Source organism: Paenibacillus sp. FSL W7-1287 (assembly GCF_038004245.1).
Classification (GTDB): Bacteria; Bacillota; Bacilli; order Paenibacillales; family Paenibacillaceae; genus Pristimantibacillus; species Pristimantibacillus camelliae.
The window spans coordinates 573,613-596,852 of record NZ_JBBORD010000002.1 but is presented as its reverse complement, the minus strand read 5'-3'; the positions used below and the strand labels follow the sequence as shown (position 1 = coordinate 596,852).

At 42.1% G+C, this 23,240-nt stretch carries 19 protein-coding genes and 1 riboswitch; of the genes, 7 read left to right on the top strand and 12 right to left on the bottom strand.

Going from position 1 to position 23,240, the window contains the following annotated elements; genetic code table 11:
- Positions 1 to 174 precede the first annotated feature (174 nt).
- On the bottom strand, positions 175 to 2,112 hold the full coding sequence (thrS, locus tag NSQ99_RS22685) for a threonine--tRNA ligase (protein WP_340839190.1): 1,938 nt from the start codon (positions 2,110 to 2,112) through the stop codon (positions 175 to 177).
- A 507-nt stretch (positions 2,113 to 2,619) separates the two neighbouring features.
- Between thrS and NSQ99_RS22680 the strand changes: the two genes are divergently transcribed.
- Positions 2,620 to 3,315, top strand: coding sequence for an AIM24 family protein (locus tag NSQ99_RS22680; RefSeq protein WP_340839189.1), 696 nt, complete (start codon positions 2,620 to 2,622; stop codon positions 3,313 to 3,315).
- A gap of 448 nt (positions 3,316 to 3,763) precedes the next feature.
- Here NSQ99_RS22680 and ytxC read toward each other — a convergent pair whose 3' ends face one another.
- The 3 genes from ytxC to metA form a co-directional block, all read right to left on the bottom strand.
- Positions 3,764 to 4,726, bottom strand: a complete 963-nt coding sequence (gene ytxC, locus NSQ99_RS22675) for a putative sporulation protein YtxC (RefSeq protein ID WP_251668552.1) — start codon at positions 4,724 to 4,726, stop codon at positions 3,764 to 3,766.
- A gap of 204 nt (positions 4,727 to 4,930) precedes the next feature.
- Complete coding sequence (locus tag NSQ99_RS22670) at positions 4,931 to 6,085, bottom strand: aminotransferase class I/II-fold pyridoxal phosphate-dependent enzyme (RefSeq protein ID WP_251668551.1); 1,155 nt, start codon at positions 6,083 to 6,085, stop codon at positions 4,931 to 4,933.
- 34 nt (positions 6,086 to 6,119) lie between these two features.
- On the bottom strand, positions 6,120 to 7,037 hold the full coding sequence (gene metA / locus NSQ99_RS22665) for a homoserine O-acetyltransferase MetA (RefSeq protein WP_251668549.1): 918 nt from the start codon (positions 7,035 to 7,037) through the stop codon (positions 6,120 to 6,122).
- A gap of 79 nt (positions 7,038 to 7,116) precedes the next feature.
- Positions 7,117 to 7,222, bottom strand: a riboswitch (SAM riboswitch).
- 378 nt (positions 7,223 to 7,600) lie between these two features.
- Between metA and NSQ99_RS22660 the strand changes: the two genes are divergently transcribed.
- From NSQ99_RS22660 to NSQ99_RS22645, 4 genes are all read left to right on the top strand, one after another.
- Entirely contained in the window at positions 7,601 to 7,729 is a 129-nt protein-coding gene (locus NSQ99_RS22660; RefSeq protein WP_340839188.1) for a hypothetical protein, read from the top strand.
- 44 nt (positions 7,730 to 7,773) lie between these two features.
- Positions 7,774 to 8,709 carry a magnesium/cobalt transporter CorA gene (gene corA, locus NSQ99_RS22655; protein WP_251668547.1) on the top strand — a complete coding sequence of 312 codons (936 nt, stop codon included), beginning with the start codon at positions 7,774 to 7,776 and terminating at the stop codon, positions 8,707 to 8,709.
- Between the two features lie 133 nt (positions 8,710 to 8,842).
- Positions 8,843 to 9,745, top strand: a complete 903-nt coding sequence (locus NSQ99_RS22650) for a LysR family transcriptional regulator (RefSeq protein ID WP_251668545.1) — start codon at positions 8,843 to 8,845, stop codon at positions 9,743 to 9,745.
- 17 nt (positions 9,746 to 9,762) lie between these two features.
- The gene (locus NSQ99_RS22645; RefSeq protein ID WP_251668542.1) at positions 9,763 to 10,590 is read left to right on the top strand and encodes a histidinol-phosphatase; all 828 of its coding nucleotides are present in this window, start codon (positions 9,763 to 9,765) and stop codon (positions 10,588 to 10,590) included.
- 44 nt (positions 10,591 to 10,634) lie between these two features.
- On the opposite strand, the gene NSQ99_RS22640 is transcribed toward NSQ99_RS22645, so the two are convergent.
- From NSQ99_RS22640 to NSQ99_RS22625, 4 genes are all read right to left on the bottom strand, one after another.
- Positions 10,635 to 11,570, bottom strand: coding sequence for a sensor domain-containing diguanylate cyclase (locus NSQ99_RS22640; protein WP_340839187.1), 936 nt, complete (start codon positions 11,568 to 11,570; stop codon positions 10,635 to 10,637).
- Positions 11,571 to 11,870: 300 nt separating this feature from the next.
- On the bottom strand, positions 11,871 to 12,956 hold the full coding sequence (locus NSQ99_RS22635) for a response regulator (protein ID WP_340839186.1): 1,086 nt from the start codon (positions 12,954 to 12,956) through the stop codon (positions 11,871 to 11,873).
- Entirely contained in the window at positions 12,953 to 15,745 is a 2,793-nt protein-coding gene (locus NSQ99_RS22630; protein WP_340839185.1) for a hybrid sensor histidine kinase/response regulator, read from the bottom strand. The genes NSQ99_RS22635 and NSQ99_RS22630 overlap by 4 nt, the downstream gene beginning before the upstream one ends.
- A complete protein-coding gene (locus NSQ99_RS22625; protein ID WP_340839184.1) occupies positions 15,733 to 16,008 on the bottom strand; it encodes a hypothetical protein in 276 nt (91 codons plus the stop codon). Before NSQ99_RS22625 ends, NSQ99_RS22630 begins: the two co-directional genes overlap by 13 nt.
- 272 nt (positions 16,009 to 16,280) lie before the next feature.
- Between NSQ99_RS22625 and NSQ99_RS22620 the strand changes: the two genes are divergently transcribed.
- Positions 16,281 to 16,592 carry a winged helix-turn-helix transcriptional regulator gene (locus NSQ99_RS22620; RefSeq protein ID WP_251668531.1) on the top strand — a complete coding sequence of 104 codons (312 nt, stop codon included), beginning with the start codon at positions 16,281 to 16,283 and terminating at the stop codon, positions 16,590 to 16,592.
- Between the two features lie 51 nt (positions 16,593 to 16,643).
- On the opposite strand, the gene NSQ99_RS22615 is transcribed toward NSQ99_RS22620, so the two are convergent.
- From NSQ99_RS22615 to NSQ99_RS22600, 4 genes are all read right to left on the bottom strand, one after another.
- Positions 16,644 to 18,512 carry an SLC13 family permease gene (locus tag NSQ99_RS22615; RefSeq protein ID WP_340839183.1) on the bottom strand — a complete coding sequence of 623 codons (1,869 nt, stop codon included), beginning with the start codon at positions 18,510 to 18,512 and terminating at the stop codon, positions 16,644 to 16,646.
- A 310-nt stretch (positions 18,513 to 18,822) separates the two neighbouring features.
- Positions 18,823 to 19,587 carry a succinate dehydrogenase iron-sulfur subunit gene (sdhB, locus tag NSQ99_RS22610; protein ID WP_251668527.1) on the bottom strand — a complete coding sequence of 255 codons (765 nt, stop codon included), beginning with the start codon at positions 19,585 to 19,587 and terminating at the stop codon, positions 18,823 to 18,825.
- Positions 19,588 to 19,589: 2 nt separating this feature from the next.
- Positions 19,590 to 21,347 carry a succinate dehydrogenase flavoprotein subunit gene (gene sdhA / locus NSQ99_RS22605; protein WP_251668525.1) on the bottom strand — a complete coding sequence of 586 codons (1,758 nt, stop codon included), beginning with the start codon at positions 21,345 to 21,347 and terminating at the stop codon, positions 19,590 to 19,592.
- 23 nt (positions 21,348 to 21,370) lie between these two features.
- Positions 21,371 to 22,042, bottom strand: a complete 672-nt coding sequence (locus NSQ99_RS22600; protein WP_251668522.1) for a succinate dehydrogenase cytochrome b558 subunit — start codon at positions 22,040 to 22,042, stop codon at positions 21,371 to 21,373.
- Between the two features lie 219 nt (positions 22,043 to 22,261).
- On the opposite strand from NSQ99_RS22600, the gene NSQ99_RS22595 reads away from it, so the two are divergent.
- Positions 22,262 to 23,158 carry a LysR family transcriptional regulator gene (locus NSQ99_RS22595; protein WP_251668520.1) on the top strand — a complete coding sequence of 299 codons (897 nt, stop codon included), beginning with the start codon at positions 22,262 to 22,264 and terminating at the stop codon, positions 23,156 to 23,158.
- Positions 23,159 to 23,240: the final 82 nt, after the last annotated feature.

Genomic DNA, 23,240 nt, shown 5'->3' with positions numbered 1-23,240 from the left:
CACCTCCAAGAGTTAGTATGGTTAATTTCACGCTTCCTATTCAAAATTTCCAGAAACCCTAAAAATGGAATTAAGTATATAAATTAAGTATATAAAAAAAGACTAACGATCCGCCCTGCTTACAGCGCTGATTGGAATCGTTAGTCTATATAAATATTTCGCAGGTAATTAACGTTATTGGACTTTAGTTGCAATATCCTTCTGAACTAAAGCAATAAAATCTGCAAGCGGCATGGAGCCAATGTCTCCTTCTCCACGTTTACGAACGGATACGGAGCCTGCAGTTTGTTCATTTTCACCCACTACAAGCATATATGGTGATTTTTCAAGCTGGGCTTCACGAATTTTGTAGCCAAGCTTTTCATTACGAAGATCGACTTCTGCGCGAATACCTGCGTCAAGCAGCTGCTCAGTAACTTTAGATGCATATTCATCAAAAGCTGTTGAAACAGGAATTACTTTAGCGTGGACTGGTGACAGCCATAGTGGCAAAGCACCTGCAAAGTTTTCGATCAAATATGCAGTCATACGCTCCATTGTACTAATAATACCGCGATGAATAACTACCGGACGATGCTTCTTACCGTCTTCACCAGTATATTCAAGCTCAAAGCGCTCAGGCAACAGGAAGTCTAGTTGAGCTGTTGACAGCGTTTCTTCTTTACCTAGTGCAGTTTTAATTTGTACATCAAGCTTCGGACCATAGAAAGCAGCTTCGCCTTCTGCCTCGAAGAACGGCAAACCTAGCTCCTCAACTACTTCACGAAGCATACGCTGAGACATTTCCCACATCTCGTCGTTTTGGAAATACTTCTCTGTATCTTGAGGGTCACGATATGACAAACGGAAGCGATAGTCTTTAATTCCGAAGTCTTCATAAACCTTACGGATGAGATTAATTACACGAGAGAACTCTTCCTTAATTTGGTCTGGGCGACAGAATATATGTGCATCGTTCAATGTCATTGCACGAACGCGATGCAAGCCTGTTAATGCGCCAGACATTTCATAGCGGTGCATTGTACCCATCTCCGCAATACGAATTGGTAGATCTCTATAGGAATGCATCTCACTCTTATATACCATCATATGGTGCGGACAGTTCATCGGACGAAGCACTAGCTCCTCGTTGTCCATCTGCATAAGCGGGAACATATCTTCATTGTAATGGGCATAGTGACCAGAAATTTTGTATAGCTCAACGTTCGCTAGTACAGGTGTATATACATGCTGGTAGCCTAAACGCTCCTCTAGATCAACGATGTAACGCTCCATCGTACGGCGCACTTTAGAGCCGTTTGGCAGCCATAGCGGTAATCCTTGGCCAACCTCTTTGCTGAACGTAAACATTTTAAGCTCTTTACCTAGCTTACGATGGTCACGCTTCTTCGCTTCCTCAAGCAAGTGAAGATGCTCATCGAGCTGTGCTTTTTTAGGGAAAGCTGTTCCATAAATACGCTGCAGCATTTTATTTTTTGAATCACCACGCCAGTAAGCGCCCGCTACGCTAAGCAGCTTGAATGCTTTAATGCGGCCAGTGCTAGGCAAGTGAGGCCCACGACATAGGTCAAAAAACTCTCCCTGATCATACATCGTAATAACAGAATCTGCTGGCAGATCATTGATCAACTCAAGCTTCAGATTGTCATCGATCTCTGTATAAATTGCCAATGCTTCCTCACGAGAAACCTCGCGACGACGAATAGAAAGATTCTCGCCAACAATGCGGTTCATTTCTTTCTCGATCTTCACTAGATCCTCTGGAGTTAGCGATTGTTCCATGTCGATATCATAATAGAAGCCATCCTCGATAACAGGACCGATGCCAAGCTTCACGTTAGCATCTTTATACAGGCGTTTAATTGCTTGTGCCATTAGATGCGCTGTGCTATGACGATAAACCTCAAGTCCATCCTCGCTATCTACTGTTACGATTTCAACGCTCGCATCCGCTTCAATAGGTGTATAAACGTCAACTACTTTTCCATTTACCTTACCCGCTATAGCATTCTTTTTAAGACCTGGGCTAATGGAAGCTGCGATTTCCTCAGTTGTTACACCAGACGGATATTCACGAACTGCGCCATCTGGAAACTTAATGTTAATACTCATGTTTTTTACCTCCTGCAATGAATTATGCTAATCAACAAGCGATTGCGATTCGACAAGCAAAAGCTTGAGACACAAAAAAAGCACGCATCCCAAAAAAGGGACGAGTGCTTGTCATCTCGTGGTTCCACCCTACTTCAACTACAATATTGCAGTCCTCGTACGATCTGTTAACGGAGATACCCGGTACAGCTTACTATGCATGCGCAGTTCTGCGGTACAGCTTAGAAGTGGTACATCTATGTGCAGCGTGGAAGGAATTTTCAGCCTTGATTCCTCTCTCTGAGCCCGTGCGTTCATAGTTGCGTGTCTTCCTCATTGCTATTAAAGCATATCGATAAGAGATCAACTCTTAATATATTCAACATTATAAAACCATCATGCATGTGAGTCAAGTGTAGTTAACTCCAATTGTATCAACCGTTGTCATAACTGAGTTAAATGATTAATAGAAATTAGAAGCTATTTCCAGTAAAACTTGTTAGAATCTAAACTAAAGGGGTGACGTAAATGAGTAAATATTCAATTACTGAGTTCATTAGGCAAACGGAACAAAATGACCAACAAAAAGATTTCTTTGAATTAGAAACACCGCGCATGCTTGAAGTGAATTTAAGAAATTTCGTATGGGCAAAAGCAGGTTCAATGGTTGCCTACAATGGCAATATTAAATTTGAACGTGAAGGAATTTTAGAGCATGGGCTAGGCACACTGTTTAAGAAAGCTTTTACTGGAGAAGGCGCATCCTTGATGAAGGCGACAGGTGCAGGTTCACTTTACTTGGCAGATCGAGGCAAAAAAATTATTGTCCTCGAGCTCAATAATGAAACCATTTTTGTTAATGGCAACGACTTGCTAGCGTTTGAACCAACCGTTAAACATGAAATCAAATTTATGCGTAAAGTTGCTGGCATGATGGCAGGCGGTCTGTTTAATATTCGTTGCTCGGGCTACGGTCTGGTCGCGATTACGAGTCATTATGAACCACTGACGCTGCATGTTACACCAGGAAACCCAGTATTCACAGATCCTAACGCTACGATTGCTTGGTCAGGCAATTTAACTCCAGAATTTCAAACCGATATATCTTTTAAGACCTTTATCGGCAGAGCGAGTGGAGAATCAATTCAAATGCGCTTCGAAGGCTCCGGCTTCGTTATTATCCAGCCTTATGAGGAAGTGTATTTTCAGCAATCACAATCTTAGCTCTGCTTAACCATCTCAACGCTCAAACCTTCCTGCGTCAGGAGGTCGCTATTGAGATGGTAAGCTCCGCTGATGCTGATTACATGCAAAAGCATAGTTTGCTTATTCTTCGGGGTTTATTATGAAACACTCAGCGCTCCGCTTAACTATCTCTCACGCTCGAACCTTCCTCCGTCAGGAGGTCGCTTTTAGAGATAGTTAAGCTCCGCTGATGTTTATATAAGAACTACAGAACAAAACATGCCTTGCTAGCTTACCCTTCGCATTCCTTCGAGTCCTCAGCGCTCCACTTACCATCTCTTCGCTCGAACCTTCCTACGGAAGGAGGGTCGCTTAGAGATGGAAGCTCCGCTGGTGATTTTACATCGTCCTCAAAGTCGGATTTTTTGAACTTCATATAGTGATAAGAGCATAGCTCTTATTATTTTCAATATTAAATAAAAACTAGCTATTGAAACGGTAGCAGCTCATTATGCTTTGTTCTGCACATCGGGCATGTTTTGCAGATTTGAGCGCGATCTCCAAAGATGGATTTTACGGAACGAACGACCTGATAGTCCTCATGCTTTGTATGCACGATGATTTTCTGAGGTGATGCCGAGATCAGGGAGCTAATGACAATGTCCTCAATATTAATTTCCGTTTCCAGCATTTCTGCTACGATCCGATCATGCTCATGTTTATGCTCTAAAGGCTGCATCTGATGATCGCAGACTATAAAGCTACTGCCTTCCTGTTGGACTAGGTGTACCAGCTCTGTTCTCGTCTCCTGCAGCTGTACAAAATACTTTAAGAGTGTCATGAACTCCTCATATTGCTGATCGAGGATGTACTCATCAATCGCATATTCAATGACTTCTTTTAGTTCTTTCTTATAGCTGTGCATTCTAAAGGACATATACCCTGCTAACTGCAGCTCCGATTGTTCCTCAAGAAACTCAACTAGCTCATCGACAATTTTGTTTCTACGTCTCAGGCGATCCTCATCCGAAAACTTTTTGCCTAAGGGCTCCCATGGATCATTGTTTAGCAGGTTATGACAATACTTCTCAATTCGTTTAGTATCAAGATTCGTATGCTTACATCTACGGTTCAACAGCTCTGCAATAACTCTGCTTTCCCACTCCTCAACAATATATTGAGCAATGACTTGAGCTACCGTCGTAAACAGAATTGGACCATGCTGAACCAATTGAAAATGTGGTAGCAAGGGAACAAATTTTACTTTGTACTCCTCAGCTACCTTCTCCAGCGAAATTGGGCAAAGAGAAGTGTTTAAGTTTTTACTGAGCTGCTGTTGATTCAGACGATCTTGATTATGTAATTCGTCGATTGCCTGGTCAAAGCGCTCGATTATTTGCATATAGGCTTGATTGTCAATCCCATTGAAATTAATCGTTAAAATAGTCATTGATCTCACTCCCTTCTCCCCTAAAGTATATGGTTCATGGACACTGTATATACAATGAAGAGATTGGAATACATGCTATAAATTATCCCAACTTGTACGAATAAAACAAAAAAATAGCTGTACAATCGATTAATTTCATTAAAATCGATTGTGCAGCTCGTTCTTTTATTATTAATTTTATTAAATAATATTATTTACCATTAACTATTTAAATTCTTGCATTGCTTTCTCTAATGCCTGATCCAAATCAGCAATTAAATCATCAACATGCTCAATACCAACAGAGAAGCGAAGCAAGCGATCATCTACCCCTACTGCTTGGCGTATATGTTCAGGAATATCAGCATGAGTTTGAACGGCAGGGTAAGTCATCAACGATTCAACACCGCCAAGACTTTCAGCGAATGCAATCAGCTTTACGTTTCTTAAGATAGGCGCAACATATCGGGCATCCTTAACCTTAAATGAAAAAATTCCTGTATTTCCCGAAGACTGTCTGTTTTGAATCTCATGACCAGGATGTTCAGGCAGCGCAGGATAAAAAACCTCAGTAATCGCCGGATGCTTCTGCAAGTGTTTTGCGATTGCGGTAGCATTACTTTGATGACGCTCCATACGCAGTGCTAAAGTTTTCATGCCGCGAGCAAGCAAGAAGGAATCCTGAGGGCCTAAAACTGCTCCGATGGAGTTGTGCAGCACGGCCATTTGCGCAGATAGCTCTTCACCCTTTGTAACAATAAGACCGGCTAACACGTCATTATGTCCGCCAAGATATTTCGACGCACTATGAATAACGATATCCGCACCTAGCTCGATCGGACGTTGAAAATAAGGCGTTAGCAGCGTATTGTCAACAATTGTCAATAGCCCATGGCTTTTCGCCCATGTCGTTACCTTCTTAACATCTGTAATCATCATCAGTGGATTCGTTGGGGTTTCGATAAGAACAGCCTTCGTGCTAGGCGTAATGCTTGCACCTAGCTGATCCAGATCATTCGTGTCAACATAGGTTGCCGTCACACCGAAACGAGACATAATTCTTTCTAATAAGCGGTACGTTCCACCATATAAATCAAGAGAAACGATTAGATGGTCTCCAGAGCTAAACAACGCGAAAATCGTCTGAAGTGCTGCCATTCCAGAGCTACAGGCAAACGCCGCATCTCCACTCTCTAATTCAGCAGCAGCTTCTTCTAGCACCGAGCGAGTCGGGCTTTTCGTCCGGGAGTAATCAAAGCCTGTGCTTTCGCCTAAGGCTGGGTGACGGAACGCAGTTGCTTGATATATCGGAAAGCTAACCGCTCCAGTAACATGATCCTTCTGTGAACCAATTTGTGCTAAACGACTTTCAATTTTCATTTCATGCTCACTCCTATTCTAATCTATCCAACCGCTATATACCTGCTCCAAGCTCATAAGGTGTAATTTGATATACGTAGTAATTCAACCAGTTCGAGTACAGTAAATTACCGTGTGCTCTCCATGTAGATAAAGGAATTTTCGATGGATCATTATTAGGAAAATAATTAACAGGAACATTGACGCGCAGGCCTTTTACTTGATCACGATCATATTCGAATTTTAATGTTGTCGCATCATATTCGGAATGACCCGTTACAAAAATTTGCTTGCCGCCCTTTGAGGCTACGATATACACTCCAGCTTGTTCAGATTCTGACCAAATCTCTAGCTCTTCAACCTTTTCTATATCCTCACGACGTACTTCTGTATGTCTGGATTGTGGAACATAAAACTGCTCATCAAAGCCTCGCAAAAGCGGAACATTGCGCCGACTCAAAGTATGTGGAAACACGCCAAACATTTTTTCTTCCAGTGTATACTTTTTAATTCCATAATGATGGTACAAGCCAGCCTGTGCCGCCCAGCAGATATGGAAAGTCGAAGTAACGTGGGATTTGCTCCAATCCATAATTTGCGTTAGCTCATCCCAATAATTGACTTCCTCGAATTCCATCATCTCAACGGGTGCTCCGGTAATAATCATACCATCGAAATATTGAGATTCGATCTCATCGAATGTTTTATAGAAGCTAGATAGATGCTCAGCAGAAGTGTTTTTTGATGTATGTGTTTTGGGATGTAATAGAACTGCCTCTACCTGTAGCGGCGTATTACCAATTAATCTGAGCAGCTGAGTCTCCGTTGTCTCCTTTGTTGGCATTAAATTTAGAATCACAATTCGCAGCGGACGAATATCCTGTTTGTAAGCAATGCTTTCATCCATCACGAAGATATTCTCGCTCATCAATACTTCCTTAGCTGGCAAATGATCCGGAATTTTAATTGGCATATTGTTCACTCCTTATGTCAAAATATATACAAAAAAAGACCTTCCTGATGTGAGAAAAGGTCTATCTATCGGAACCTCTCTCTCATCTCTCAGAAACTAAAGTTTCCGCAAGAATTAGCACCGTACATTACATGCCGGTTGCCGGGCTTCATCGGGCCAGTCCCTCCGCCTGCTCTTGATAAGAAAGTAGTTTATTTAATTGTAGGTCTTCGTATCATTACTTTAATCCATATTTCGTCAATCGTCAAGATAGCTTACCACCTTATTGCCTCCATCCTACTTTCGTGTTTATGAATCAGCACATTAACATGACATGTTCGCTACTTTTACATTTCATTGTACTTGCATATGAATATTACCTTCCATGGCACGAACGAAGTGCACGTGCCAACATATGCTGTTAATACATAGTGATCCGATGCTATATACCATCCCTCAGATGAGGATCATTGACAATTGCATTTTGATGTTGAATGATAAAGTACACAGGGCGTATACTAGACAAGTACTAATTGTTCTAACCAATTAATTATTGAAATTTTTGCGAAGGAGTGTGTGGCGTAATGGGAGATGACCGACCGTGCCCCGATGATGTAGACATATGGATGCTGCTAGCTAAGCGCACTTATTGGGGAAATTTCTTCATTGCACATACACACTCCTATGTTGTTTATGTGCCTTCCATCCAATAGGTAAGTTGTTCAACAGCTCCTGAGATGAGAGAGGAGACAGCGCAATGAAAATTAGACATGTAATTTCTGGAAATTTTACAATTATTGATGACGTACACAAAACTTTGATCCCACCTGAAGAAGGCTTCTATTGGATTGATGCCAGTATCGATGACCTTGTTACGTTGCAGCCTTTATTCAATATGCATGATCTTGCAGTTGAGGATTGTTTAAATGAGGAAGAGCAACGTCCTAAAATAGAAATTTATGAAAATCATTATTTTATCGTAATTAACAGTATTCGTTTTGATGACGAAGAATTCTTTTTACGCGCATTAAATATGTTTTTAGGCGCCCATTTCATTATTACCATAACAAAGCAAAAAATTAATGAGCTAAGAACGCTCAAGCCTATTTTATGGGAGCAAGAGGCTAGTCGACCTGATCAGTTTTTGTACCATTTAATTGACCTTGTTATAGACAATTATGCTTCTGTAGGCGATCGAATCGAACAGCGTATTGATGAGCTTGAAGAGGAATTGCTCGTTCATCTAAAGAAAGCTCATTTAAGTGAAATAATTGGTCTGCGCAGTGAAATAATGTGGGTAAAAAAGGTGCTAGGTCCTCAAAGGGAGCTCATCGCTACATTAATTAAAAAAGAATTAAAATTAATAGATGACCAGCTACAAAAATATTTTAGTGACGTATACGAAAATGCAATTAAAATCTCAGAATCATTTGATACGTATCGAGATTTGATGGGGAACCTTAGAGAGGCGTATCAATCTGGATTGACGGCTCGTTCCAATGAAATTATGCGTATATTTACAGCCATAACAACCATATTCATGCCACTAACTTTTATTACTGGTATTTATGGAATGAACTTTAATGATCTGCCGTTACTAAGTTATGAGCATGGTGGAGATCTGATGATTGGCATTATGCTAATTATCGGCATAGGTCTTTATTTTATTTTCAGAAAAAAAGACTGGCTATAGCTATATGGGCAGCGAGAGGAATGCAAACTCCTCCGCTGCCTTTTTGCGTGTACTTTGCCCAAATCCTATTAGTTCGTTATAATAAATAATAGCTTCATCGGATGAATCCATTCGAAAAGGAGGTTTGACGAAATTGAATATAAGTCAGCTAGAAACCTTACTTACAATTTCGAAAACGATGAGCTTTCGTAAAGCTGGCGAGCTGCTTAATTTAACACAACCAGCCGTCTCAGCACAAATCAAAAGCTTGGAAGAAGAGTTTAATACGATTCTGATCGATCGAAATCAACCTGTTACCCTGACAGACCACGGAAAGGTCTTTCTTGAGCATGCGGAACGTATGCTAGCCATCGTCGAGGAGCTCAGACAGAAGCTATCTGATCTCAACGATAATCCTCAGGGCCATATTGTATTAGGAACAACTGCCTCTATCGCAGTTCAAATCCTGCCTCGTGTACTCTCGTATTTTCAAAATCAATATCCATTAATTAAGACAACAATTCATACGATGCCATCGGCACAAGTAATGACTGCCGTCGAACATGGAAACGTTGATATTGGGATAACCTATCTATATGAAAAATCAACAACGATCAGCTCCTCTATCCTATATTATGATACGTTCCAGCTTATCGTAGCTCCAGAAAATCCTTTAAGTCGATATGATTTTATTACGATAGAACAGCTGCAGCATATTCCAATCATTATGCTAGCACCTGATACGCTTGGTCGACGCTTCGTCGATCAAATCTTTCGAGATCACCGCATACAGCCGAATATCGTGATGGAGCTCTCAAGCAGTGAAGAGGTAAAACGTATGGTAGAGATCAATCTTGGAGCTGCATTCGTTTCTAAGCTGTCCATCGAGCAGGAATTAAAGCTAGGAACGCTGAAGGCCATTCGTGTTGATGAGCTGCAGGCGACACACCCCGTTGGTGTAGTATATAAATCTGGCCGTTATTTAAGCTCTGCCATGCAGCAATTTCTAAACGATCTAAAGGGTATGCCCGAGTATCAATTTATGAGTGCAGAATAAATAAGGAGTGAGTGAATATGACTAACCAAACCGCAGTTAAATTCGATTTACATACCCATCATATTCGCTGTGGGCATGCAGATGGCGTCATTGAGCAATACATTCAAGAAGCGATAGATAGAGGGTTTCAGGTTATTGGAATCTCCGATCATACGCCATACTTTGCGCATGAGGAGGACCAGCCATTTCCTGGGATCGCTATGGCAACGAGTGAATTTCCTAATTATGTACAAGAGGTTCTTGCGCTAAAGAAAAAATATGAGGGAAAGATTGATGTATTGCTTGGCGTTGAATCTGATTACTTTCCACAGCATTTTGAGACCTATAAAAAAGCGCTAGACAGCGTACCGTTCGATTATATTATCGGTTCCGTTCATCAGGTTTCCGGGGTAAGCATATTTAATAAAAACCGCTGGAAGGGCAAGACTGACGCCGAGAAAATCGAAATTAAGGAACTGTATTATGATCTCATTGCACAGTCAGCTCGAACTGGGTTATTCCATATACTAGGGCATATCGATGCGATGAAAGGCTATTATCCTGAATTTTCTGACATTCCTGCCCATAGTAAAATTGATGAAACACTGAAGGTTATCGCTGACTGCAATGTGGCGATCGAGGTAAATACGTCAGGCGGAACAAAGGATGCAGGCGGTTGGTACCCATCTCATGATATTTTGGCACGTGCTTATCATTTTGGTGTTAAGATTTCATTTGGCTCTGATGCACATACTCCACGTCGATTCGGTGAAGATTTTGATAAGGTTGCCCAAACACTACGTGACATCGGTTACAAGAGCTGGGTGTACTATAAAAACCGTCAAGAAGTTGTAGTACCTTTATAGTTAAATAAATCCACAAATATTATAGGAGCCTACAAGCTATCCTGTCACTTACAGGCAGTTAGCTTGTAGGCTCCTTTTCCGTTATGCTTTACACCATACATAGCAAGATCTGCTTCTTGGATAAGCTCATCGATTGTTAGTTGCTCTAGAGATCCACAGCAAATCCCTATGCTAATAGATGCTATAACCACGCCTCGCTCGGACTGAATTGGCTTACGCATTACATCCAGCAGCGATTCTGCTAAATCCTCTGCTCGCTTTTCGGCTCCACTCTCGGTTGCTTCAAGCATGACAACGAATTCATCTCCACCCATACGGATAATAACAGCCTCGCTGCCTAGTACTTGCTTAAAACGCTTCGCAATGCACTTAAGCACTGCATCTCCAGTAATATGACCATACCTGTCATTTATTTGCTTGAAGTTATCAATATCAATATACATCAACGATAAATGTGGTTTCTTTTCACGTAGGTTCCATTGTTGACTGATATGATCGATATAGCTGCGTTGATATAAGCCCGTTAACCCGTCCTTCAATGTCTCATATTTTAATTCGACAATATACCCTAACATTAATGCCATTCCTTCTAATAGCTTTATAACTCTATAATTATATTGAACCGGTGTGGTGCTAATAATGCATATTACTCCATATATATCTCGTTTGCTAAAGATCGGAACACCAACGAATGAATAGATAGCTTTATCTCCCATTAAACCTGTAAGTGTAGCATCTTTATTTTTATCTAAGCTTGAAAGATTTACTGCTTTTTTACTTTCAATGACTATGCGGCAAAGCGAGTCTATCGCGTTCATTTGTTCAAATTCAGATGTAGCTTTATCATGAGGGTACGCGTTAATTATAGAGAATGTATCTCTAAGATGAGACATAATGAATATACGATCAGAAGATATAAACTCTTTAATCATGTCAATTGCGTACTGTCCCGCTTCTTCAATTGATTTACCGTAAATCATCTCATCACTCCAATAGCCATTTCATATCATTTCAACGAAATTTAAAAAAACAGGTCTGCCGGATAATCGTTCCGACAGACCACAGCTAAACTTCTATAAAAACCACTGTTGCAAGCATATATAAGCATAAATCTAAAGCTTTTATATAAGATCTACTAACTTCTAAGAAACATCAAGTGCTGCCGAGTAATTGATATTTCCACGTCAGTCACTGCACGATACTGCGTTTTGTCTTATTACATCATAGCATGTAGCCACTCAACAATTTCTGAACATCATGCGAGGATTATCAACTTTAGTTCAACTTAATTGCAGCTCTTCCTTCATGCGCTGAACTTGCTTTGCTCCTGTCGTCTCCCCTTGTTCCTCCAGACAGCTTGTAAGCTCATCGTAGTAACGTTCGTTATCCGAATCTAGCTCAATTAATTTATAGAGGAGCATGATTTGATCTTCTTTGCTGGAAATTTTCTTCAGACGCAGCAACACATTCACATAATCAGTATGCAGCGTCATTTTTCGAGAGACAGCCCAGGTATAATGCTCTTTTTCAAAGTAATCTCCGCCATACAACGATAAGATAGATTTTAGATCAGTGATTCTGCTCTCTAAGCTGTGATCATTGGATAAAGTGGCTAGCTGATCAATATCACTAGATAACACGGATAGATTCAGCCAATATCGTTCATCTCCGTATGATAGAATCTCTGGATAGCCCTCTGCTTTAAACATACTGCGTAAATAGTATACAGTTGTATGAAACAGACGCTGTGCTTGTTGAGCCGAGTATTCTTGCCACAGATCATCCAAAATCGCATATTTATATACTGGATTTCCTTGATGATGCCATAGATAAGCAAATAGTTCTTTCGTTTTTTTCGTTCTCCACTTTATTAGCTTACCATCCGTTGTATAGAGCTCCAGACTACCTAATGTTTTTAGTTTTAATGGGGTAACCGTTGAGTCTTCATGTTTCAGCTGTTCAGCTTGGGCAGCTTCCGTGCCTTGAACGAGGGCCGTTGATTTACCTGTAAGCAGCATGGAAGCACGCGCAACCGCCTTTGCCAGTCGCTGCTTGTCCACTGGCTTTAGAAGATAAGCCAACGCTTCACGGTCAAAGGCCTCAACTGCATAATTAGCATGTGCAGTTGCAAATATAATTTCCGCACTTGGGCAGCTCTGTTTGAGCCGCTCAGCAGCTGATAAGCCATTCTGCTCAGGCATTTCAATATCTAGAATGATGAGATCTGGCTGTAGCGAGACAGCATCATTTAGTGCATCTCGAACACGTTTATATTTTCCCACAACCGTAACTCCGCCGATTTCACCTAAAAAAATCTCAATAACATCAAGTGCAATCTGTTCATCATCAATGATTATTGCTTTCATGTACCACCCTCCGTTATTAACAAAGTTACTCGAGTACCTACTCCCAGCTCACTCTCAATCTGGAGCTTTTGACCATATATCATAAACAGTCTACGATTAACGTTTTGCATGCCAACTCTTCCCGTTCGCCCTTCTTGTAAAGCTCGTAGGCGATCTGTCTCCATCCCAGCTCCATTATCATCTACGACTATTTTAGCTCCCTGCTCCGTCATAGAAGCACTTATGAGGATTCGACCTCCTGTCGCTATCGTCGCCAAGCCATGGCGCACTGCGTTTTCCACAATAGGCTGCAATATTAATGGAGGGAGCATGCAATGAAACCCTTCTTCAATCTCATAGTCGACACGGAATTGGCCGCTAAAGCGAACCACCTCTATCGCTAGGTACGCTTCGATCAGCTCTAATTCACGCTCAAACGGTATAACCCCGTTCTCCGATAAGAACATGAATTTTGCACGTAGATAGGTGCTTAGGTTAACGATTAATTCACGCAGCTTCTCTGTATCGGTATAGCTCAAGCCCACAACAGCATTTAAGCTGTTGTATAAAAAATGCGGCGTAATCTGTGCCTGTAAAAAATCAATTTCCTTTCGAATTGATAATTGAAAGGATTGCTTCATCGCAAGCAGAGATTGCATTCTAGCTTTCAACTCGGTCATTTCAAACGGCTTCAGAAGAATATCGTTAGCTCCTGCTGCAAATGCCGCCGAAAGGTCTCTTTTCTGACCAAATGCCGTAAGCATTAATACTGGCAGCTCAGCCATACCATGTGTTTTACGAATCTCCTTGCACACTTCAAGCCCTGATATACCCGGCATCATTAGATCTAATAAAATTAGATCGGGAACTGGTCCTTCCTTTAACAATGTAAGCACTTCGTCACCACTGCTGAGCGCAGTATATCGAAATTGTAGCGAGCTAACGACATGTATGAGTATTTTGCGATTTACTGGCTCGTCATCAACGATATAGACATGTATATCGGAAGCTTGCTCAAGTACTGCATCTTCAGCTCCAGCTGCAACATGATCAACGAATACTGGCTGCTTATCACTTGAATCTATCTGCGGCTTATCATTAGCTGTTGCTAGTGGTAGAGTAAATGTAAACGTAGTGCCTAATCCAGCTGTTGACGTTACCTCTAGTCTGCCTTGCTGCTGATCAATGAGCTCCTTGACAATTGTTAACCCTAACCCTAGTCCACTAATCCAACCATCATGCTCATCATAAGTTGTAAATGGTTCGAACAGATGCTTTAGTCGTTCCTCCGAAATACCAATTCCGGTATCGGAGACTGAAACCTTGATCTTTTCACCGACCACTTCTGCTTGAATCCGGATAATCCCTTTCTCTGTAAACTTCAGCCCGTTCTCGATTAGATTATAAAGAATCTGCTGTAATCGATCCTCATCGGCTCTTACATACGGGATTCCCTCAGGCATATCGTTAACAATCGTGACACCTGGCTTATCAATAACAACAGATAAGGTCTGAACAACGAAATCGACGGTCATTGCCAGATCTACTGGCTTTACATTGAGCTTCAATTGTCCATATCTAATTTTATTTAGATCAAGCACATCATGCACTAATCCGGCAAGTCTATTACCAATCGCATGAACGAATCGAATATTCTCCAAATGCTTGGGTGGCAATATGTGCTGAGAACTCTCGTCATCTAGCATAATTTGCGTTAAATTAATTATTCCGTGCAGTGGTGTTCTGAGCTCGTGGGAGGTTTTCGCTAAAAACTCATCCTTTTGACGATCAAATGCGACCAGCTGTTGATTCATTCTTTCATTATGAAGATAGGATTCATGGAGCCTGTCCGCCATTAGAAGCGCTTGAGACAATACAAGCATGAGCGGAGAGAAGATCATATAATACGGAGTATCGAGCGCCATTTGATAGCGGAACTGAGCGAATACCCACATCGCAATCAGAGCGAGAAAGCCAAGCAGCAAAAAGCCCTTGCCTTGAACACCTCGTTCTCGATTTCTAAATATGACGATTAATAGCGTGCATAAATATACTGAAGCGAGCAGTACGTGTACGATCAAATAATCAACGAGCATATGATTAGGTATGAGAAGTTCAATGAAAAGATAGACCGTAATAATCCATGACGTTACTTTGGAAAACTTTAAGTTTGTTTTGTGCAAGTAGCTTAGAACATATTGGCCATAGAAAAAGATCGTAAGTGCTGGACCAATAAATAGAATCTTCTGGAGCCAATAAAACGATAAAGAAGGGAATAAACTAAGAATCAATATTTCATTATCAAAGCAAAAAAACAGTCCTAGTGTAATACAAAAATAGCTGAAATATTTTAAGTGCGGTTCTCTCCGCCAATGTCTGAACATTCCAACATAATATAAGCCAAACATAAATAATGCTGTAATTAACGACATATCTAGCAAGCGAGAAATATCCTGTCGTGCGAACACGTCCTCTGTTAGCCCAAACTCGGGGGATTGAACAATTCCGCCCTCTACATTATTAAAGCTAGCAACTTGAATAATGAGCTCAATGGAGCCTGGTTGAGCTTCAGTCATCGCAATGATAGGCTGATTGCTTGCTTGGAAGGTATCTGCTTGAGTTGCGGGTGTACCATGGCCTCCCTTATCCTCACCATTGATAAAGATATGACTAGAGAGTCTGACCTTCTTCATTCGAAGACTGTAAGAGGCCTCTTCTTCGATTTGAATAAACAGTCGATACGTGCCAGCCGCTGTCTGTCCATCATTCGACAGCTCAGAAAAATTACTGGGAACCTTTACCCATTGCATTGGTCCAGTCTTTGATTGAGTAAAATGATTAGGCTCGAGCAGGACATCAGGGTAGAATTCCCATTCCCAGCTAACGGAATAACTCCTTGCTGCGAAAAATCCCAGCCTGTTGCATCCAGCTCCCCTTTAATTGCGATGGGGTAAGTATCTTTCGGCTCGATCCAGTTCATAATAAGAACAGAAATCCCGACAACAAACACCCCACACATTAACAATAGTGGAGCAAGATGTCTTTTTATTAATGCATCATGCAAACTTTCCACCTCTTCGCTCTGCTGTTTCACTCCATACTAAGTGCTTAATACAGAATGAAGGTCTTATGCACTATGTACTTGGTATTAGTATAATCGCTGTATCCCAGTTCGTCTAACACCAATCGCTTCCATACATTCACATGATGTTGTACGTATGTTTTTTATCTCCTAGAAATTGAGATCTATCGAACTTGAATGATTATTCATTAAAATTGCAACTTTATGTGTACTTACTTTTTTTAAGTAGTTATGGTACAATAAAGCAAAGGAAGGTGATTCGAATGGACTATTCCATTATGTGTCCAAGATTTGAATCAGCCACAGATATTCTTGGGAAAAAGTGGACAGGAAAAATCATTCACGTACTACTCGGTGGATCGAAACGCTTCAAGGACATTAAGGAGCAAATTCCAGAAATGAGCGATAAAATGCTCACTGATCGTATGAAAGAGCTGGAATGTGTAGGAATTGTTAAGCGTAATGTGTATCCTGAAATGCCAGTGCGTATTGAGTATGAACTAACTGAAAAGGGCCTCGCGCTCGAGCCAGTCATCTGCTCAATTCAAGAATGGGCTGAAAAATGGATAGATTAAATCAATAGAGCGATAGATGAATGCTTAGCATCCGTCTATCGCTCTACTTGTTTAGAGTGGAAATACAAAGGGTAGAGCAATAACCATTACAATACCTAGCAGCACCTGCACAGGAAGTCCTACTTTAACATAATCGAGAAATTTATAGCGCCCTGCTGCCATAACGAGTGCGTTAGGTGGGGTTGAGAAAGGCACTGCAAAGCACATGCTTGCACCAATCGATACCGCAAATAAATATGGTATAGGGCTAACGCCCATAGATATAGCAGCAGCTAACGCAATAGGTGCAAATAAAACGGCGCATGCCGTATTGCTAATGAATAACGTCATAAACGAGGTTGCAAAGTAGATCCCAGCCAATAGCGCGAGCGGCCCAAACCCTCCTATGCTTTGAACAAGTCCCTCAGAGATCATCGCTGCTGCACCTGTTTTTTCGATTGCTGTAGACATGGGGATCATCGCACCTATGAGAACGATGCTTTCCCAATTTACCGTTTTATAGGCAGCCTCCATATTAGGCAAGCAGCCTGTTGCAACCATTAGAATCGCTGCAACCATGACGCAGACGACTGCAGGCACGACATTAATAATCATAGCAGCAATCATCAATACCATAATAGCGGCTGCTATTGGTGCTTTATGACGCAATGGCATCGTAGCAGCGGCATCAGCTGGCTGACCTACGACAACAACATCCTCATGCTCTAACGCAAGTCTTGATATATGCTTCCATTCCCCTTGAATAAGCAGTGCATCACCTGCCCTCATCCGCTCTTCCTTTAGCTCACGCAGCAAATAAACGCCTTTACGCTGAATACCTAAAATATTCACGCTATAATTTTCACGGAAGCCGGAATGCTTAACGAGCTGGTTAATATGCTTAGAGTTTGAAGGAATAAGCACCTCTGCAATGCCGATCTGTGAATTTGCCAGATCCTCCAGCTTCGCACCTTCCTTCTTCTCTACTGCCTCCTCACTCATTAACATTAATTGATAAGCTTCACAGAATTCAACGATATGCTCGTAATCTCCAGCTGCATATATGACATCCTCTGTATGAAAAGTAGTGTTAGGACCTGCGAGCTCTGTATTAATCGTCTTCAAGAAAGGATTCTTATTCGATTGTCGGCGTCTCACTTCGTGGATATGTACATGGAATTGGCTTGCTACGGATAATTGCTTAAGGGTCATATTTACAATTGTAGAACCCTCATTAACCTTCAATCGATATAAATTATTACCTAGACTATATTGCTTCGCCAGCTCCTCCAGAGAGCGCTGGTGTTGACGTTTAGAGCTGTTGCGCTTATCTTTTCTGTTTAGCAGCTTGCTGAACAATGCGATAAGGATCGTGCCCGCAGCTAAACAAATCAATCCAATGGGAGTAAAGGAGAAGAAAGTAAGCGCACCATAGCCCGCTTGCTCTAGTGTCTCACTAATGACCATATTAGGCGGTGTCCCGATCAGTGTAAGCATGCCTCCCAGGCTGCTTGCAAAAGCTAGTGGCATGAGTAATCGGCCAGGATGCACGCCTGTGCTAGCCGCTAAGCTTACTACAATAGGCAGCATGACAGCGACTGTACCCGTGTTACTGACAAATGCACCAATGAACGATGCTGACAGCATGACAGTTAACAGCAGTCTCGTTTCATGATTGCCCGACAGCCTAAGGAGCTTGCCACTAACTACTTTAGCAAGACCCGTTTGAAAAATAGCTCCTCCCACGACAAATAAGCCGATCATCATAATAACGACAGAGTTTGAGAAGCCTGATAATGCTTCATTGGTCGTTAATATTCCAAGCATAACTAGCAGCGTTAAGGCACCGACTGCAACTAGATCCGATCTTACTCGCCCACTTACAAACAGTAATGATGCAATCGCTAGTATAGCTAGCGTTAACACCATATCTAAACTCACAAGCATCACCTCAAGCATCGACATATAATTGTTGTAGTATGTTCATTAAAACTGGCATCATTCAAAGCTTAGCTTACCATAGCACTACAGCTTTGCATGTGATTTTCATTACACTCGAATAATCAAATTTATTCGAAGCCATTGACAGAACCATCAGCTTTCGATAATATTGATTGTAAAGTAATTGATAATGATTATCACTATTAACAAACTGATAAAATCATAAGCTGGTCCATAAAAAAAGCGTCAGAATAGGTAACTACTCTGACGCTAACAATAACAAAATCTTGACTAATAGCTTATTTCGTATTTAGACACCAAGCCATTTTTTGAATAATAGCTTCGTCGTATCGCGATTCATCGCAGCGATCGAAGTCGTAAGAGGAATGCCTTTCGGGCAAGAACGTACGCAGTTTTGTGAGTTACCGCAGCCTTCAATCCCGCCATCCTCCATCAATGCAGCCAAGCGCTCATCCTGATTCATCTCACCTGTTGGATGAGCATTGAACAAGCGAACTTGGGAGATTGCTGCCGGACCGATAAAGCTGTTACGATCATTAACATTCGGGCATGCTTCTAAGCATACACCGCAGGTCATGCATTTCGATAACTCATATGCCCATTGACGCTTGGATTCTGCCATACGTGGTCCAGGGCCAAGATCGTAGGTTCCGTCAATTGGAATCCATGCCTTTACTTTTTTCAATGCAGCGAACATACGCTCACGATTAATAACAAGGTCGCGAACGACTGGGAAAGTGCGCATAGGTTGAAGTCTAATCGGCTGCTCCAGCTGATCGACCAACGCGCTACACGCTTGGCGTGGTTTACCGTTAATGACCATCGAGCAAGCACCACAAACCTCTTCCAGGCAGTTAGAATCCCAAACAACTGGTGTTGTCTTTTTGCCTTCAGCTGTAACCGGGTTTCGCTGTATTTCCATCAGTGCACTTATGACGTTCATATTCGGACGATACGGAATAGAAAACGTTTCGGTATAGGCTTCTGAGTCCGGCTTATCTTGACGGGTAATAATAAATGTAACCGTTTTGCTTGCTACTGTACTTTCAGCCATCGTTATTCTCCTTTCTTTTTGTCCGATGTATAATCGCGTTTACGAGGAGGAATCAAGCTAACGTCAACATCCTCATAAGAAATTTTTGGACCTTCTGCAGTCCAATCTGCAATCGTTGTTTTTAGGAACTGCTCATCATTACGCTCAGGGAAGTCAGGCTTGTAGTGCGCACCGCGTGACTCATCACGCATTAACGCGCCAAGCGTCATTGCCTCGGACAGCTCAAGCATATTCCATAGCTGACGAGTGAACGCAACACCTGCGTTGTTCCATTGCGCTGTATCGTTAATATTAATATTGTTATAACGCTGCTTCAGCTCTTTAATCTTATGAATCGTCTCTTGCAGCTTGTCATTAAAGCGAACAACCGTCATATTGTTCGTCATCCATTCTCCAAGCTCTTTATGAAGCACATACGCATTTTCTGTGCCGTTCATGCCAAGAATACGATCGTATTTTGCTTGGTGCTCTTTAGTCGCACGCTCAAATACAGAGGATGAAACATCTTCAGCAGATTTACTCAAGCCTTTAATGTACTCGACTGCTTTTGGTCCGGCTACCATTCCTCCATAGATAGCTGATAGCAAGGAGTTTGCGCCAAGACGGTTTGCACCATGATATTGATAATCACATTCCCCTGCAGCAAAAAGACCAGGGATGTTCGTCATCTGATTGTAGTCAACCCACATTCCGCCCATAGAGTAATGAACAGCAGGGAATATTTTCATCGGAATTTTGCGAGGGTCATCGCCCATGAACTTCTCATAGATTTCAATGATACCGCCAAGCTTAACATCAAGCTCTTTCGGGTCTTTATGAGATAGATCAAGGTAGACCATGTTCTCGCCATTAATTCCAAGCTTCTGATCGACGCAGACGCTGAAAATTTCACGCGTTGCAATATCGCGTGGTACAAGGTTTCCGTAAGCTGGATATTTTTCCTCTAGGAAGTACCATGGCTTACCATCTTTATATGTCCAGATGCGTCCGCCCTCACCACGTGCTGACTCACTCATCAAGCGAAGCTTGTCGTCCCCTGGGATCGCTGTTGGATGGATCTGAATGAATTCACCATTCGCGTACTTAACACCTTGCTGGTACACAGCACTTGCTGCCGTACCTGTATTAATAACGGAGTTTGTTGTTTTACCGAAAATAATACCAGGACCACCGGAAGCTAGAATAACTGCGTCACCACGCATCGTCTGAACTTCCATCGAACGTAGATCCTGAGCAGCAATTCCGCGGCATACGCCATCATCATCGATGACCGCACCTAGAAACTCCCAATGCTCATACTTTGTAACAAGTCCTGCTGCTTCCCAGCGACGAACCTGCTCATCTAGTGCATAAAGCAGCTGCTGCCCTGTTGTTGCACCTGCGAAAGCCGTACGGTGATGCTTCGTTCCTCCAAAGCGGCGGAAGTCTAGCAAGCCCTCAGATGTACGGCTGAACATTACACCCATACGGTCCATCAGATGGATAATACCAGGTGCTGCTTCACACATTGCTTTAACTGGCGGCTGGTTCGCTAGGAAATCGCCTCCATAAACTGTATCATCAAAATGCTCCCACGGAGAGTCGCCTTCACCCTTCGTATTTACAGCACCGTTAATACCGCCTTGAGCACAAACGGAGTGAGAGCGCTTAACGGGAACGAGTGAAAACAAGTCGACGTGCGTGCCGGCTTCGGCAGCTTTAACAGTAGCCATAAGACCTGCCAGTCCGCCTCCGACAACAATAATTTTATTTTTAGCCATTAGAAATCGCTCCTTGTTCTATACTAAAGAATTGAGCGCACTGCCATGACGGCATCTGCCACTTCTTTGAACTCATTGCCTCTAAACCCAACAAGGGACAAAATAAACAACACTGCTACTACAACAAATACACCCATACAAATTTTAGAAGAAATACGCTGCGCTCTTTCTCCTACTGTAATGCCCCAGCTAATGAGGAATGCCCATAGGCCGTTAGCAAAGTGGAAGGTTGCAGCAAGGACACCGATCAGATAAAGCACAAAAATCAGTGGATCGGTAGCAATCTTATGCATCGTAGAGCCAAGCTCTTCATGTGAAATATTGCCGATGTACACTTGGAATCGAGTTTGATACACATGCCAGAATACAAAGACGAACGTAATGACACCGGTAATACGCTGAGCGGTAAATGCCCAATTTCGTCCATACTTAAAGCGTCCTAGATTAGAATTCGATTGAAACGCTACATATAAACCATATATGCCATGGAACAGCAATGGGATGTAGATCAAGATGAATTCCAGGACTGGCAATAGCGGCAAGCTATTGATTAATTTAACCCCATTTTGAAACCCTTCAGGTCCTCGCTCGAAAGCTTGGAAATTCGTCAATGCATGCACGATGAAAAAACCGCCTAGTGGAATAATCCCCACTAAAGAGTGCAGCTTGCGAGAGAAATAGCTATTTCCCTTCATCTTTTTGTTTTCTCCTTTCAAACTGTAAGTGCTTACTTATCCAACTCCATAAAACCATTCAAATTGTACTCCACGCACCACATCTCGTCAACTTGTATTCTGCTGCGCAGACTACAGTCGACACATTTCTGCCATACTTTAATCCTACTCCACTTTCGCTTATAATGGAACTGCATATTTATTATTAATACTTATAACTTTTTAGTATAAGGAGAAGCCATGAACGAAGCATACCTCATTTTCAAATGTATTGTAGAGCAATCAAGCATGAATAAGGCAGCTCAGCTATTAAATTTATCACAGCCTGCGCTCTCTCGCAAAATTGCTAAGCTTGAGCAGGATATAGGCGCACCGCTGTTCAGGCGTGTCGGTAAACGCCTGGAGCTTACCCGCATTGGGCAGCTTACCTATGATTACGCGGCTGAAGGTGAGCGGCTTCACCGGCAATTCATGAATACCGTTGCAGAGTTCAAGGAAACAGGCAGGAGCTCGGTTACGATTGGAGCGAGCTTAACGACGCTGCAATCGACACTTCCTGATTTAATTACACTGCTCCGGGAGTCTCATCCTGAAATTGATATCAATGCCGTCACAGGAAAGACACATGAAATTGTTAATTATGTAAGGGAGCATAAGGTCGATATCGCCGTGATCGCCTCTCGGCTACACGATCCTTCGGTTCACTGTACGCCATTGTTTGATGATCACCTTATCCTTGCGCTGCCTCGTACGCTTGCAGAGGATGAAGCTCATCATATTAGTTTGAGTGATCTCAATCATATTCCAATGATCTTGTTTTCTAAGGGGACTTGGTATCGTCTGCTTACCGATGAGCTGTTCGAGCAATATCATTTGTCTCCAGAAATACGGATGGAGATCGATTCATTTGAAGCCATTCTGCGTCTGCTCCATACATTCCGGGCAGGTGCTTTATTACCCAAATCCTATCTTCGTCCTCAGCTTGTTACTGTGAATGATCTCGTAACGTATCATATACCAGAGCTGGAAGCAACAAAGCGCTCGACATCATTAATTCATGCTGATCCGAAAAGCTTAGATGCTGCCGTTCGCAGCTGTATATATGAAATTGCAACCCATTACCAAAAACAATCGTAATATATACTAAAGCTTCCTAATATTACAATATATAGAACAGCATCGAGCTGTCATATCTCCTGTGCACGGCTTTAGCATAATC